Annotated in this window: 12 protein-coding genes, 1 tRNA gene and 1 pseudogene; 7 read left to right on the top strand and 7 right to left on the bottom strand. The window is 68.3% G+C overall.

Features of this window, described 5'->3' with window-relative positions; all coding sequences use genetic code 11:
- Positions 1-205: 205 nt before the first annotated feature.
- Entirely contained in the window at positions 206-2,455 is a 2,250-nt protein-coding gene (locus ABTZ94_RS00920; protein WP_351196162.1) for a transglycosylase domain-containing protein, read from the top strand.
- Between the two features lie 96 nt (positions 2,456-2,551).
- Here ABTZ94_RS00920 and ABTZ94_RS00915 read toward each other — a convergent pair whose 3' ends face one another.
- A complete protein-coding gene (locus ABTZ94_RS00915) occupies positions 2,552-3,016 on the bottom strand; it encodes a GatB/YqeY domain-containing protein (protein ID WP_351196160.1) in 465 nt (154 codons plus the stop codon).
- A gap of 79 nt (positions 3,017-3,095) precedes the next feature.
- Here ABTZ94_RS00915 and ABTZ94_RS00910 point away from each other — a divergent pair, with 79 nt between their 5' ends.
- Together ABTZ94_RS00910 and ABTZ94_RS00905 are read left to right on the top strand one after the other, a co-directional pair.
- Positions 3,096-4,034, top strand: coding sequence for a metallophosphoesterase (locus ABTZ94_RS00910; protein ID WP_351196158.1), 939 nt, complete (start codon positions 3,096-3,098; stop codon positions 4,032-4,034).
- Between the two features lie 100 nt (positions 4,035-4,134).
- Positions 4,135-4,208: transfer RNA gene (locus ABTZ94_RS00905), tRNA-Pro, on the top strand.
- A 93-nt stretch (positions 4,209-4,301) separates the two neighbouring features.
- Here ABTZ94_RS00905 and ABTZ94_RS00900 read toward each other — a convergent pair.
- The 4 genes and pseudogenes from ABTZ94_RS00900 to ABTZ94_RS00885 all read right to left on the bottom strand — a co-directional run.
- Positions 4,302-4,853 (bottom strand): annotated as a pseudogene (locus ABTZ94_RS00900) (site-specific integrase); the annotation flags it as partial.
- Positions 4,847-5,053 carry a hypothetical protein gene (locus ABTZ94_RS00895; protein ID WP_351196154.1) on the bottom strand — a complete coding sequence of 69 codons (207 nt, stop codon included), beginning with the start codon at positions 5,051-5,053 and terminating at the stop codon, positions 4,847-4,849. The gene ABTZ94_RS00895 and the pseudogene ABTZ94_RS00900, both read right to left, overlap by 7 nt.
- A gap of 199 nt (positions 5,054-5,252) precedes the next feature.
- Positions 5,253-6,623, bottom strand: coding sequence for a YVTN family beta-propeller repeat protein (locus ABTZ94_RS00890; protein ID WP_351196327.1), 1,371 nt, complete (start codon positions 6,621-6,623; stop codon positions 5,253-5,255).
- A gap of 1,056 nt (positions 6,624-7,679) precedes the next feature.
- Positions 7,680-8,183, bottom strand: a complete 504-nt coding sequence (locus ABTZ94_RS00885; protein WP_351196152.1) for an FBP domain-containing protein — start codon at positions 8,181-8,183, stop codon at positions 7,680-7,682.
- A 320-nt stretch (positions 8,184-8,503) separates the two neighbouring features.
- On the opposite strand from ABTZ94_RS00885, the gene ABTZ94_RS00880 reads away from it, so the two are divergent.
- Positions 8,504-8,677: a hypothetical protein gene (locus ABTZ94_RS00880; protein ID WP_351196150.1), complete on the top strand. Its 174-nt coding sequence runs from the start codon at positions 8,504-8,506 to the stop codon at positions 8,675-8,677.
- Between the two features lie 749 nt (positions 8,678-9,426).
- Positions 9,427-10,221, top strand: coding sequence for an SGNH/GDSL hydrolase family protein (locus ABTZ94_RS00875; RefSeq protein ID WP_351196148.1), 795 nt, complete (start codon positions 9,427-9,429; stop codon positions 10,219-10,221).
- Positions 10,222-10,608: 387 nt separating this feature from the next.
- Here ABTZ94_RS00875 and ABTZ94_RS00870 read toward each other — a convergent pair whose 3' ends face one another.
- Complete coding sequence (locus ABTZ94_RS00870; protein WP_351196325.1) at positions 10,609-10,968, bottom strand: nuclear transport factor 2 family protein; 360 nt, start codon at positions 10,966-10,968, stop codon at positions 10,609-10,611.
- 83 nt (positions 10,969-11,051) lie between these two features.
- Positions 11,052-11,888 (bottom strand): class I SAM-dependent methyltransferase, encoded by an 837-nt coding sequence (locus ABTZ94_RS00865; RefSeq protein WP_351196146.1) that lies wholly within the window; start codon positions 11,886-11,888, stop codon positions 11,052-11,054.
- A gap of 70 nt (positions 11,889-11,958) precedes the next feature.
- Between ABTZ94_RS00865 and ABTZ94_RS00860 the strand changes: the two genes are divergently transcribed.
- Together ABTZ94_RS00860 and ABTZ94_RS00855 are read left to right on the top strand one after the other, a co-directional pair.
- Complete coding sequence (locus ABTZ94_RS00860) at positions 11,959-13,875, top strand: S9 family peptidase (protein WP_351196144.1); 1,917 nt, start codon at positions 11,959-11,961, stop codon at positions 13,873-13,875.
- 239 nt (positions 13,876-14,114) lie between these two features.
- A complete protein-coding gene (locus ABTZ94_RS00855; protein WP_351196142.1) occupies positions 14,115-14,948 on the top strand; it encodes an SURF1 family protein in 834 nt (277 codons plus the stop codon).
- Positions 14,949-14,989: the final 41 nt, after the last annotated feature.

Below are 14,989 nucleotides of genomic sequence, written 5' to 3'. Positions count from 1 at the left end.
TAGCTGAACATCCCGGCAGAATCGGAATAATTCACCTGGATCACAACGGACGTTCGATGACACAGGATGCGAATTCGGGAGCGCCTGAACTCGTGGCCGGATCGTGCACAGGGGTTGATACACAACAGGACTGCTGTGACAGTTGAGAGCAGCTTAGGCCAAGGCATATACGCCTGTCCGGCGAATGAGAACGTAGGCTGCCTCCATGCCAAAGAAGCGCTCGGGCGGCGGTCTCACGACGACCCAGCAAGCCGCCAAGTTCCTCGGTGTCGCCGCACTTTCCGGAGTTGTGCTCGCGGGCATCGCGCTGCCGGCCGCCGGAGCACTGGGTCTCGCCACGAAGGGGACGGTCGAGGGATTCGACGAGATCCCCGCCAATCTCCGGACTCCGCCGCTGAGTCAGCGCACCAAGATCCTGGACAGCAAGGGCGGATTGATCGCCTCGGTGTATTCACGCGACCGCACGGTGGTCGAGCTGAAGGACATCTCGCCGTACATGCAGAAGGCGATAGTGGCGATCGAGGACGCCCGCTTCTACGAGCACGGGGCGATCGACCTCAAGGGCATCCTGCGCGCGCTGAACCGCAATGTGCAGTCGGGCGGGACCGCGCAGGGCGCTTCGACCCTCACGCAGCAGTACGTGAAGAACGTCTTCGTCGAGGAGGCCGGCGACGACCCGGACAAGGTCGCGCAGGCCACGCAGCAGACCATAGGCCGCAAGATCCAGGAGCTGAAGTACGCGATCCAGGTCGAGGAGAAGCTCGGCAAGAAGCGGATCCTGACGAACTACCTGAACATCACCTTCTTCGGGCAGCAGGCGTACGGCGTCGAGGCTGCCTCCCAGCGCTACTTCTCCAAGGCGGCGAAGGACCTGACGCTGGACGAGGCCGCGCTCCTGGCCGGCATCGTGCAGTCGCCGAGCCGCTACGACCCGGTCAACGACCCCGCGGAGGCGACCAAGCGTCGCAACACCGTGCTCCAGCGCATGGCCGACGTCGGTGACATCTCGCAGACCGAGGCCGACAAGGCGAAGGCGAACCCGATCAAGCTGAAGGTCAAGAAGCCGCGGAACGGCTGCATCACGGCCGTCAGCGGCGCCGGCTTCTTCTGTGACTACGTACGTCACGTCTTCCTCTCCGACCCGGTCTTCGGCAAGACCAAGGAGGACCGGGCCAAGATCTGGAACCGGGGCGGTCTGACGGTCCGGACGACGCTCGACCCGCAGTCCCAGCAGTCGACGCAGAACTCGATCAAGGACCACGTCTACAAGTCGGACAAGGTCGCGACCGCCGTGACGCTGGTCCAGCCGGGTACCGGCAAGATCATGGGAATGGGCCAGTCCAAGCCGTACGGCTTCGGGCCCAACGAGACCCAGTACAACTACTCGGTCGACAAGAGCATGGGCGGCTCGAACTACGGCTTCCCGACCGGTTCGACGTTCAAGCCGTTCCTCGCCGCAGCAGCCATAGAGGGCGGCAAGCCGGCCACGCAGGTCTACTCCTCCCCGTACGAGATGGACTACCCGGACACTGTGCGGTCCTGCGGGAAGACGTGGGTCAACGACGGCGTGCCGAAGTATCACCTGGAGAACGAGAACACGTCCGAGAGGGGACCGTACGCACTGAGGGAGGCGATGGAGAAGTCCGTCAACACCTACTTCGTGCAGATGCTCCAGGACATCGGCATGTGTCCGGTCTCGCAGATGACCGACAAGTTGGGCGTGGTGCAGGGCGACGGCACCAAGCTGCCGCAGAACCCGTCCACACTGACCCTCGGCTCCAACGGCCTGTCGCCGCTGACGATGGCCAGCGCCTACGCCGCCTTCGCCAACCGCGGCACATACTGCACCCCGATCGCCATCGAGTCGGTCAAAACGGCGGACGGCACCTCGCTCCCCGTACCGAAGACCACCTGTTCGCAGGCGATGTCGCAACCGACGGCGGACACCATCAACACCCTGCTGCGCGGCGTCGTCGACTCCGGTACCGGTAAGCAGGCGGGTCTCAACAGCCGTGACAACGCGGGCAAGACCGGTACGACCGACGCCCGCAAGAACGCCTGGTTCGTCGGCTACACGCCGAACATGTCCGGCGCCGTCTGGGTCGGCAGCCCGACCCAGAGCGTCGAGATGGTGAACATCACCATCGGTGGCGCGTACCAGGCCAAGGTGTTCGGCGGAGAGGTCCCCGGGCCGATCTGGCGCGACGCGATGACGGGCGCGCTCAATGGAGTGCCCGCTCCCGCCTTCAACACCGTCAACATCCCGGATTCGCCGAAGGGCGACGACCGCGACGACCGCGACGACCATGGCAGGCCTGGTCCCGGGGGTAAGAAGCCCGGCAAGAAGCCCGGCGCCAACAACCCGTTCCCCGGCATCAACCTCCCGCCGAACACGACCGGCGGGAACACCGGCGGTCGCGGAGGGCAGACCAACGGCGGTACGCAGGGTCCCTGACCCGTACGGTTCACACACATGAAGACGGGGCGCCCCGGATCGATCCCGATCCGGGGCGCCCCACTCCGTGCATCCCTGTGCGTATGTCGCGCGGCCTCAGCCTGCCAGGAGCTTCTTCACCGCCGCGGCCACACGGCCGCCGTCCGCGAGCCCTGCGACCTTCGGGTTCACGATCTTCATGACGGCGCCCATCGCCCGCGGCCCCTCGGCCCCGGCTGCCTTCGCCTCCTCGACGGCGGACGCCACGATCGCACCCAGCTCGTCGTCGCTCAGCTGCTTCGGAAGGTAGGCGTCGAGCAGCTCACCCTCCGCCTTCTCGCGCTCGGCCTGCTCGGTCCGGCCGCCCTGGGCGAAGGCCTCGGCCGCCTCGCGGCGCTTCTTCGCCTCCCTGGCGATCACCTTCTGCACCTCGTCGTCGGAGAGTTCGCGCGCCGTCTTGCCGCTGACCTCCTCCTTCGTGATGGCGGTGAGGGTCAGCCGGAGCGTGGACGAGGTCAGCTCGTCACGCGCCTTCATCGCCGTGGTGAGGTCTTCCTTGAGCTTGGACTTGAGCGTGGTCATGTGCTGATTGTGGCAGGTACGGGGCGCCCGCCGCCCGCCGGTTTTCTTCCCACCGCACCGTGTCTGCGACGATGGGCGCATGCGCGCACGCTACGGAGTACCCCTGAAAGTCACGGCAGTCGGCGCAGCGGTCGGCGCTGTCGGCCTCGCCTACGCCGCCGGATTCGAGGCCCGCTCGTTCCGCCTGCGACGGGTCACCATCCCCGTACTCCCGTACGGCGCACGGCCGTTGCGCGTACTCCAGGTCTCCGACATCCACATGGTGAGCGGCCAGCGCAAGAAGCGCGCCTGGCTGCAGTCGCTGGCCGGCCTGCGCCCGGACTTCGTCGTGAACACCGGCGACAATCTCTCGGACCCCGAGGCCGTACCCGAGCTGCTCGACGCACTCGGTCCGCTGATGCAGTTCCCGGGTGTGTACGTCTTCGGCTCCAACGACTACTACGGCCCCAAGCTCCGCAACCCTGCCCGCTACCTCTTCGAGAAGGCCAGGGGCAAGCACGGCCTCAACGGGAACGCCCCGGCGGTCGGCGTCGTCCACAATCCTTGGGAGCCGATGCGCGACGCCTTCGACGAGGCGGGCTGGCTGGGCCTGTCCAACACCCGCGGCCGCCTCAAGATCGACGGTCTGGAGATCGCCTTCACCGGCCTGGACGATCCGCACATCAAGCGCGACCGCTACGCGGAGGTGGCAGGCGGCCCCGAGACGGGCACCGACCTCTCCATCGGCGTGGTCCACGCCCCCTACCTGCGCTCGCTGGACGCCTTCACTGCGGAGGGTTACCCCCTGATTCTGGCCGGTCACACCCACGGCGGCCAGCTCTGCATCCCCTTCTACGGCGCCCTGGTCACCAACTGCGACCTGGACACGGACCGGGTCAAGGGCCTCTCCACCCACTCCGTCAAGGACCACCGCGCCTACCTCCATGTCTCCGCAGGCTGCGGCACCAACCGCTACACCCCGGTCCGCTTCGCCTGTCCGCCCGAAGCGACCCTGCTGACCCTGACGCCCCGGGAATGAGCACCCATGGCCCCTCGCCCTCAGCAGCCCATAAACCGGATTTCGTCTGCGGGCGCGGGTGGGCTAAAGTAATCGATGTCGCCGGGACATCGGCGGCGATCGGGGTGTAGCGCAGCTTGGCAGCGCGCTTCGTTCGGGACGAAGAGGTCGTGGGTTCAAATCCCGCCACCCCGACAGCTGAAATAGCAGGTCAGAGGGCACGTACTAAATTTAGTACGTGCCCTCTGTCGTTGCCGGGGGGCCAAACAGGGGGCCAAAGGCTTCGGATCAAGCCTCGCTGTCTCTGCGCAGGGCCTCGAACCTGAAGATCTCGTCCATCGCCTCCGCTCCCTGCGTGATCACCGGGCGGAGCTGCTTACGGTAGACAGCCTCCGTAGTCGCCTGACTGCTGTGCCCCACCAACATCGCGATCCGTTCCAGTGGGATGCCGTGGTCCGAAAGCAGGGACACGAAGCTGTGCCGGAGCTCCCTGGGTGTCCACTCCGGCTCCAGCCCCGCCTTCTTCACGATGGCTCGGAAGTCACGGCGCACGTTGACGGCATCGAGGGGCTCGCCGCTTCGGGTGGTGAAGACCCGGCCAGCCGGGCTCCACTCGATTCCGTGGGACTCCCGCTCCTGCCAGCGCAGATGTTCTTCGAGGACTTCCACCACCTGCTTCGGCAGAGCGATCGCCCGCCGGCTCTTCCTGGTCTTGGTCTCCCCGTGGCGTCGAACGGAGCGCCACACCGCGACGTGAGGCGGGACGCCGTTCTCGGTCGCGAGGTACACGTGATCCCAGGTGAGAGGGCGCGCCTCCTCTGTCCGCACGCCGCTCAGAAGCCCGCGGCTTCGAGGTTGCCCAATGCCTTAGCCACGGTCGGCCGGGAGACGCCGAATCGGGTGGCCGACGTGCTGGGGAATGGCTTGCCCACAGCGATGCCGTCCGTCGTGATCACCTCGGCAAGCTGCTCGGCCAACGGACGGCGGTCGATACTCTGTCGCTGGCGACCGGTCTTGAAAACCGTCGTGGCGCGAGCCACCGTGGGTTCAGATCCCACACTCACCGACCCGCGAAACGGCCCCTGACCAGGTGAGACGGTCAGGGGCCGTTGGGCTGCGCGCTGCCCGGTGGTCACCGTAAGTCCCCGCGGTTACCCGCACGATCGGGCACGGATGGGGCGCGGACGGCTTAGGGACTCCCGTGAGTCGCTGCCGCCGTACCGGGCGGGTGCGGTGTCGTCACCACCACCAGCCGTGGTCGTGTTGGTGGTGGTGGTGCGGATTCGGGGGGTCGATGACGGTCGGGTCAGTGGCGGTGTGGGTGGCGGCGTCGCCGCCTCCGGTGACGGTGGCGGTGTTGGTGACCGTGCCGGTGGCGGTGCGGGCGACGCGGACCCTCAGGGTGATGGGCGGATAGCTGCTCCCGGCGGCCAGCACGGTGCTACGGGTGCAGGTGAGTGTGGACTGGGTGCAGCGCCATCCGGAGCCGTTGAGGCCGGCCGCAGTGAGTTGCGCCGGGAGGGTGTCGTGCACGGTGACCGTGGTGCCGTCGGTTGGAGCGGTCCCGTTGTTGCCGACGGTGATGGTGTAGGTGCTCACTCCCCTGCCTGGGGTGAAGCTGCCGGTGTGGCTCTTGGCGATGGTCAAGGAAGGCTTGGGAGCTGCGGTGGCCGGGACGGTCGCGACGCCGAGCGGGTTGGTGCCGACGCTGACGGTGTCGGTGACCGTGTTGGTGGCGGTATCGATCACCGACACGTTGTTCGAAAAGAAGTTGCTGACGTAGGCGTGCAGACCGTCCGGGGTGATCGCTACACCGGCCGGGTTGGTGCCGACGCCGACGGTGTCGGTGACCGTGTTGGTGGCGGTATCGATCACCGACACAGTGCCCGCGCCCGTGTTGTTGGCGACGTAGGCGTGCGTGCCGTCCGGGGTGATCGCCACAGCGTACGGGTTGGTGCCGACGTTGACGTTGGCGGTGACCGTGTTGGTGGCGGCATCGATCACCGACACGTTGTTCGAGCCATCGTTGGCGACGTAGACGTGCATGCTGTCCGGGGTGACCGCCACACCGATCGGGTTGAAGCCGACGTTGATGGTGGCGGTGACCGTGTTGATGGCGGTATCGATCACTGACACAGTGTTCGAGAGATCGTTGGTGACGTAGACGTGCAGGCCGTCCGGGGCCATCGCGATAGCGGACGGGTCGGCTTGGACGTTGATGGTGGTGGTGACCGTGTTGGTGGCGGTATCGATCACCGACACAGTGCTCGCGCCCGCGTTGGTGACGTAGACGTGCAGGCCGTCCGGGGTGATCGCCACACCCCTCGGAGTGGTGCCGACGTTGACGGTGGCGGTGACCGTGTTGGTGGCGGTATCGATCACCGACACGTTGTGCGAGTTTTCGTTGGCGACGTAGACGTGCGTGCCATCCGGGGTGACCGCGGCACCCCACGGGGCAGCGCCGACGTTGACGGTGGCGGTGACCGTGTTGGTGGTGGTATCGATCACCGACACAGTGTTCGAACTGAGGTTGGCGACGTAGACGTTCGGGGGTGGGGCGGCCCAGGCCGGGGACGGGGTGACGGCCGGCAAGGCCAGTCCCGCCACCATGAGCAGCCCCGCCAAGCAAGTCCGCGCCCACACCCATGGTCGTGGTCGATGTCCGCTCTTCTCGGGCCCCAGTCCGCGATACGGCCCACTCTGTTTTCTCTCGCGCCTGATCACCGGCACCTCCGACTCGCGCATCGGCGGCCTCCGCCAGCCACACCGATGGTGCCGACAACGAGCCGCGGATCACCCACTGTGACCCCGCGTCACCTTAGGCACTGATAGATCATTTCGAGCGATATGACACGATTCATCCATGGCTCGCACTGAGTCTCGCCCACAGCGCAAGGGCGCATGATCTACGTGCGCATTGCCCTGCAAGGCTGGCGGAACGACTTTGGCCAGGAGCTGCTTCGGGGTGAGTGATCATGGCCCCGTAAGCTTCCGGCGTGTCGGGCAGTCCGTGGACCTGCCCAGTAGCCGTTCGCGGCCGTTCAGCTCTCCTGCGGGCTGCCCCAGGGGTCCAGCTCACAGACGACCGTGAACCCAGGGCAGACGGGACCGTACAGAGCTGGAAAGTGTGCGCGGCCCGAGCTGACGTTTGACTGGGTCAGGGGGCCAAACAGAGGGCCAAAGACAGCAGTCGCCCTCGCACTCCCATGGACGATTACGGACGTAACCTTGCGAGCTGGTCCAGGTCGAACAGCAGGCACACAAGGTCACTTGAGTCCGTGATCGCGTTCGGGACGAAGAGGTCGTGGGTTCAAATCCCGCCACCCTGACAGCTGAAACACCAGGTGAGGGGCCCTCTTGGGAGCCGTTTGGGAGCCGACCTCGGAATCCGGCACCCGCGGGAGCAGCCGACCGGATACCCGGAAGCTCACCGCACAGCTTGCGCTGACATGAGCACGGACGGTACGACGACCCGCAGCAAGCAGGAAGCTTCCTGCGCATTCCCGACCCAAATGAGGCTGAGCGAGCCGACTACCGCAGGGCCTTCGGCGTGGCGCGGCAGTGCACCCCTGCCGGGTATCCCTTGAAGTACAGCGGGCGGGCATGGGGTGGCTAGGGGCGCCGCACAGGATGCCGAACGAGGTGACGGGCCGTGCGCGTCAGGGCTTACGCCGCGGCGACCTTGGCCGCGAAGGCACCCAGATTGCCCGACATGCGTACGAGGCGCTCGTCCAGCGTCAGGGACTCCTCGTACCGTCCGGAACGCAGCTTCGGCTGCCGCTTGCCGCGCAGATACAGGGAACAGGCGAGGTCCGCGCAGATGTAGATACCGACCGTGTTGCCCTCGCGGCCCCGGGCGCCCGCCAAGGGGGCAGCGAGCAGGGTGACTCCGGAGGAGGCGTGGCCTGTCAGGCAGATCTGGCACATGCTCGACTTCACGGCGCTGGTACGCCTCACGGAGGGTATACGCAGAGAAATCCCCAGCAGACCCTGCGCGCGGGGCACCACGAGATGCGCCCGCAGTGGCGCGCCCGGATCCACCCACCCCAAGAAGTCCAGGTCCTCCCAGGGCAGTTCGGCGAAGTCGAGCGGCAGCCGAAGCCGCGCCGCCTCACCCTTGCTGCAGTTCACGAAGGATGAGCGGATCTGTTTCTCGCTGAGCGGTTCCACGGGCATGGACCCTACGTCCGCCCCGACCGGCCCGCATCTCAATATTCGCGTGATCCGCCGTCCAGGACCAGCATCGCCCATGGGCTCCCTACCGGACCCGGCGGAGCACGCCTGAGCGGAGCCACGGGTGCCCCGGGCACCCATGCGGCGCGGATCCGACCCGCGAAGGGCGGGGCAGATACCCGGCCTGCGGCCAGCCCCCTGCCGGCCCGCGTCAGCAGGAGCACACTCGTCGGCAGCCGCCCGAGATGCACCTTTCGCACTCACATGCGAATCTGGTACTGGCCCATCGTCCGATATCCGCCACAGGAGGCACGATCGTGGGCAAGAAGCAGAGTCGGCAGAACCGAGGTGCCCGCACCGGCGGCCACGAACGCAGCGCTGCTCCGGAGACGAAGGAACAGCCGACGCAGCCAACGGCTGCCCAGGACACGGTGCACTCGATCTCAGAACAGGTCTCCCACCGGAAGCAGCGGAGGTTCGGCCACAACTGACCCTCGTAGATCTACGACAACCGCCCTCTGTGGTGGCACCCCCGCATCGGGGTGCCACCACAGAGGGCGGTTTTGTCATGCCCTACGGCTTGGCCGTCCGCCGGCTCGACGCAGTCCCGGAACAGTTCTTGATGGCTTCTCCGCAGGTGCTTCCAGGGGTGCGGCCCTGCGTTCACCGCCGTCCGGCCGGAGCGGGAGCCGGACGAGGTGTCGGCGGTACGGGGGACGGCTCACGGTCGAGGTACGCGGCAGCCGGGCCCACGAGGGCATGAAGGTGAAGATCCCCATGTGACCTCGGCGAGCCCACCCGACGCTTCCAGCCCACCGGCCCCGCTGTCCGTCACACCGGTCAGCGGGGCCGGCCTCCTCATTCCGCCTCACGACCTTGCCCGCGGCAAGGGCCGCATCGGCGTTCGATCGAGCCCGTACGGTCGCCGAGGTGCAGGCGGTGCGCGGCGAGCGCGAACCTATCGGTGAACAGGCCGCCGGACGCTTTGAGCCGGCCCCCGACCGCACCACAACGGCCCGGATCACGGGGCACACCGCCGCCCGAACACGCAGGTTCCGCACGCAGATTCAGGCAGGCCGAGAGGTTTATCTACGCGCGGAGCCATCGTGCCCTAACGATCATTCCGGCATATCAGACCAGTTCTTGCGCAGCTATTACCGGCGAGTACCACCAGCTGCTAGAAACATGGCGCGAAATCAACCCCCTTACCCACCCCCCACACTTCGGAGGGCTGACAGCCATGTCAGTACGCAGATTCTGGGCGTCCGCAACCACTCTGGTTCTCGCCGCCGTAACCGCTCTGGGCGTCGCCCAGCCGGCCTCGGCCGCCACTGGCGGGTACGTCGCGCTCGGCGACTCGTACTCGTCCGGCGTCGGCGCGGGGAGCTACCTCTCAGACAGCGGCGACTGCCGCCGCAGCACGAAGGCCTACCCCTATCTGTGGGCAGCCGCGAACTCACCTTCCTCTTTCGCCTTCGTCGCCTGTTCGGGCGCCACGACGAGTTCGGTGGCCGGCGGCCAGTTGGGCGCGCTGAGCTCGTCCACCGGCCTGGTCAGCGTCACTGCGGGCGGCAACGACGTCGGCTTCGCCGATGTCATGCAGAACTGCGTACTGTCCGGCGAGGCCACCTGCCTGAGCAGCGTCAACTCGGCCGTGTCGCAGATGCAGAACTCGCTTCCTTCCGGCCTGCGTTCGCTCTACGGCTCCATACGGTCGCGGGCCCCGCAGGCGCGTGTCGTGGTGCTGGGCTACCCGCGCTTCTACCAGCTGAGCGGCAGCTGCATCGCCGGGCTCTCGGAGAAGGAGCGGGCTGCCATAAACAATGCGTCCAACGTCCTGAACAGTGTCATCGCCAAGCAGGCGGCCGACGCCGGGTTCACGTTCTCCAGCGTGGTGGACAAGTTCACCGGACATGAGCTGTGCTCCGGCGACGCATGGCTCAACAGTGTGACGCTCCCCGTCTACAACTCGTACCACCCCAAGGCCGCCGGACAGTCGGGCGGCTACCTTCCGGCCTTCCGCTCGGCCGCGTAGGACGCGGACGACGGAGGTACAGAGGTGCGGCGGGCCGCCCGCCGCACTTCTGTTGCGTTCAGGCGCGCATATTGCTTCAGGCTCAGGCGTGTTGCTTCAGGCGCGGGAGTGTTGCTTCGCGCACGGGATGTTGCTTCAGGCGCGGGCAGCAGTGTTCCGCCGGTACAGGGCGAGGGCGGTCACAGCGGCGGCTACCGCGGTGGGACCGCGCGGGGCCTCGAGGAATCAAGCCCGTCCGGCAGTTGAGAGCAAGGGTGGCGAAGGCAAGGGCGAAGGCAAGGGCGAAGGCAAGGGCGAAGGCGCGGCCGGAGGACCCGCGGCCCGGCGAACGCTCACCGCCGCCATCACGTCCCCTGCCCCCGCGTCCCCGCCCCCGCCCCATCGACCTCAGTACCGCTCGACGAGGTGCTCCCGGCCCGCCGGGGGCTCGTACGGCTCGGGCCAGAAGTCGGTGATCTCGCTGATCCGCCCCTCCGCGTCGAACGTGAAGAAGTGGATGGCGTGCAACTCCTGCGGGCCGACCGTGAAGAGCGTCCGGACAGCGACCTGCTGCCCCTCCCGGTCGGCCACGACCCGTTCGACACGGACGTGCCAGTCCCCCGGGTACTCCCGGTTGAACCGCACGTACAGCTCCTTCCCGCGGATGCGCTCGCGAGTCTGCGGCAGGTCGTACAGCACCTCGTCGGCGAGCGCCGTGGCGAAGGTGTCCCAGTCGCGGTTGTCGGCCGCGGCCCAGTACGTCTTCACCGCGGTGCGCAGATCAGCAGTCGTGGTCACACTTCGAGTCTGAACCCCACCACTGACAATGGGCCTTGAGCATCGGCCTTCGGTCAGGACCCGGCCGGCCGCGACGCCTTGATCGAGTACATCAGCGGGATGCGCGGGCGGTCGGCGGGGAAGCGGTAGAAGCCGTCGCCCTGCCGCTTCAGCGCCTCGAAGCGGGCGAAGAGCGAGACGTCGTGCTCGTGCAGGAACTCGATCCGCAGCCCGGCGGCGGCCAGCGCGGACACCACGTCGCCGATCGGGTGCTGCCATTCGACGCTGCGGTTGTGGACGGTCGGTGCGTCGAAGTCCGCGTACGTGCCCGGCGTCTCGTCCACCCATGCGTCGCGGCTGAAGTAGTCGTGGACGACCTTCGCGCCGGTCGAGTCGTCGAGGCAGTCCGTGAGCGGATGGAACTCCGCAAGGTAGAGGAAGCCGCCGGGCGCCACGAGCGATGCGGCGATCTCGGCCCAGCGCCGGGTGTCGGGCAGCCAGTTCAGTGCGCCGACGCCGGTGTAGACGATGTCGTACGAAGAGTCCGGGACGGCCTCCGCGGCGTCATGGACATCGGCGGCGACGAACGCGGCCCGGTCCTCGGTGAACCCCAGCTCGCGAGCCAGGCCGCGCGCGGTCGCCACGGCCGGTTCGGAGAAGTCCAGACCGACGACCTGCGTGGCGCCGTGCCGGGCCCAGGAGAGGGTGTCGACCCCGATGTGGCACTGCAGATGCAGCAGCGACTTGCCCGTCACGTCTCCGACCTCGGCGAGTTCGAAGTCGCGCAGGGCGTCCTTACCGGCGCGGAAGGACTCCAGGTCGTAGAAGTCGCTCCCGGCGTGGATGGGGACCCGCTCGTCCCAGAGCGCGCGGTTGGCCTCGTGCCAGTCGGCAGGGGTCGGTGCATGCATGCCCGGAGGTTATCCACAGGCTGCGGACGGTGCGAACGAATTATCGGCGTTCCAGCGCAGAATGGGGGACATGACTGAGATCACTGGCTCGGCGGCCCCCACCGCACCGACGACCGCTTCCGTACCCGCAACCGCTTCCGCTCCGGTGAGCGCTTCCGTACCGGAGTGGGAGCAGCGTTTCCGGGCGCCGCGGGTGTCGTTGCCCGACTGGGCGGAGGATGCGCCGGATCGCGCGCTGTTCGTCTCCAATGCCACGGGGACGTACGAGCTGTACGCCTGGGACCGCGCGACCGGCGAGCAGCGCCAGGTGACCGACCGGCCGAACGGGACGACGGACGGCGTGCTGACACCGGACGGCAAGTCGATCTGGTGGTTCAGCGACACCGATGGGGACGAGTTCGGGGTGTGGATGCGCCAGTGGTTCCAAGGCGGCGAGGGCGAGGAGGCGGTGGACGAGCCGGCAGCACCCGGTCTCGGTGCCTCGTACCCGGCCGGGCTCGCGATCGGGCGTGACGGTACGGCGGTGGTCGGCCGTTCGACCGACGAGGACGGGACGACGATCCATGTCGTACGGCCCGAGGCCGCGCCCGTCGAGATCTACCGTCACCGCGAGTCGGCGGGCGTCGGCGACCTGTCGTACGACGGGACACTGATCGCCCTGGAGCACACCGAGCACGGCGATGCGATGCACTCCGCGCTGCGCGTGGTGCGGCCCGACGGGTCGACGGTCGCCGAGCTCGACGACACCGAGGGCGGTACGAAGGAGCTGGGCCTGTCCGTGCTGGGCTTCGCCCCCGTCGCCGGGGACACCCGGCTGCTGGTCGGGCATCAGCGGCGGGGCCGCTGGGAGCCGATGATCTGGGATCCGATGACGGGCACGGAGACGGATCTCGCGATCGACCTGCCCGGTGGTGTGGGGGCCGAGTGGTATCCGGACGCCTCCGCGCTGCTGATCGTGCACGGCTTCGAGGCCCGCAGCGACCTGTGGCGGTACGAGCCGGGGGCGGGCAGTGCTCCCGTCCGGGTGGAGACCCCCGCGGGTTCGGTCTCGGGTGCCACGGCCCGGCCGGACGGCACGGTGGAGTACCTGTGGTCGTCGGCGGCGCAGCCGCCCGTCGTCCGGTCCACCTCGGGTGCGGTGGTGCTCGATCCGCCCGGCTTGAAGGCTCCGGCGTCCGTGCCGGTGGAGGAGGTGTGGGTGGACGGGCCCGGGGGCCGCGTCCACGCACTCGTGCAGCGGCCCGCCGCCCGGGCGGAGGGCCCGTTTCCCACCGTCTTCGAGATCCATGGTGGCCCGACCTGGCATGACAGCGACGCCTTCGCCTCCGGCCCCGCCGCCTGGGTGGACCACGGCTACGCGGTCGTCCGGGTCAACTACCGAGGCTCCACCGGATACGGCCGCGCCTGGACGGACGCGCTCAAGCACCGGGTCGGCCTGATCGAGCTGGAGGACATCGCCGCGGTACGGGAGTGGGCGGTGAGGTCCGGGCTCGCGGACCCGGCGAAGCTGGTCCTGGCCGGTGGCTCCTGGGGCGGCTATCTGACCCTGCTCGGCCTCGGTACGCAGCCGGACGACTGGGCCCTGGGCCTGGCGGCGGTCCCGGTCGCCGACTACGTCACGGCGTATCACGACGAGATGGAGGACCTGAAGGCGATGGACCGCACGCTGCTGGGCGGCACGCCGGAGGAGGTTCCCGAGCGCTTCGAGGCCTCATCCCCGCTGACGTACGTCGACGCCGTCCGGGCGCCGGTCTACATCTCGGCGGGCGTCAACGACCCGCGCTGCCCGATCCGCCAGGTCGAGAACTACGTGGACCGGCTGAAGGGCCGTGACGCGGTGCACGAGGTCTACCGGTACGACGCGGGACACGGTTCGCTCGTCGTGGAGGAGCGGATCAAGCAGTTCCGGCTGGAACTCGACTTCGCCCAGCGCCACCTGGCCTTGGATACCGCCCCCGCCGCCCCGCCGAGCCCGTCAGGCGAATAGGGCGACGGCTCCCTTCCGCATTCCTCCCGCACGAAACCCCTCCCCACCACCGGCCGGCCCAAGCCCGTCCGGCGGTTTGAGGACGAAGCGGTGACCGGCGGCCAACGCCGGGACGGTCGGGGCACCGCGACCGGTGCCCCGACCGATACCCCCGGCCGACGCCCGCGCCGGGCGCCGCGGCCTCGCCCCATCCGGCACCCCGCTCCGGGCGACCGGAGCGGGGACCGTACCGTGGAGGGGTGTACCGGTTCCTGCTGACCCCGCGATGGTGGGGGATCAACCTCTTCGTCGTGCTGGCCATCCCGTTCTGCATCTTCATGGGCACCTGGCAGCTCGGCCGCTTCGAGGACCGCGTGCAGACGCACGACGCCGCCGAGAAGCAGCCCGCCCCGGGCACGAGGCCCGCCAAGCCGATCGACGACCTCCTGCCTGTCGACACGGTCACCTCCGGCCGCCCCGCCACCGCCACCGGCCGGTACGCCGACCAGTTCCTGGTGCCCGGCCGGGAGTTGGACGACAAGAGCGGCTTCTATGTTCTGAACATGCTCCGTACGGACAGCGGCAAGGCCCTGCCGGTGGTGCGCGGCTGGCTGCCCGGCAAGCCCGGTCACACCTCCGTGCCCGCCGCACCGACCGGCGAGGTCACGGTGACCGGCGACCTCCAGGCGTCCGAGAACGCCGGCACCGCGGGCGTCGACGCGGTGGGTGGGCTCCCGGACAGCCAGCTCGGCATGATCAGCGCCGCGTCCCTGGTCAACCTCGTCCCGTACGACGTCTACGACGCATGGGTGACGCTCCAGGACACCGGCTCCAGCGGCGCGCTGCGTCCCGTGCCGGCCGCCGTACCGCAGGGCACCGGGCTCGATCTGAAGGCTTTCCAGAACCTCGGCTACACCGGCGAATGGTTCGTTTTCGCCGCGTTCGTGCTCTTCATGTGGTTCCGGCTGGTCCGCCGCGAGGCCGAAGCGGCGCGGGACCTGAAGCTGGGCCTCGTCGAAGACACGGAAGCGGAAGCAGACACGAACACCGTCGCCGATCCCGCCGACTCCAACATGAGCGTCGGCAAGGCCTGAGACAGACATACGTGAGGGGCCCGCCGGTCGGCGGGCCCCTC

The sequence above is a fragment of the Streptomyces sp. NPDC002785 genome (genome assembly GCF_040295565.1).
GTDB lineage: Bacteria > Actinomycetota > Actinomycetes > Streptomycetales > Streptomycetaceae > Streptomyces.
The sequence above is the reverse complement of the archived record's forward strand: the minus strand, read 5'-3'. Positions and strand labels throughout refer to the sequence as shown.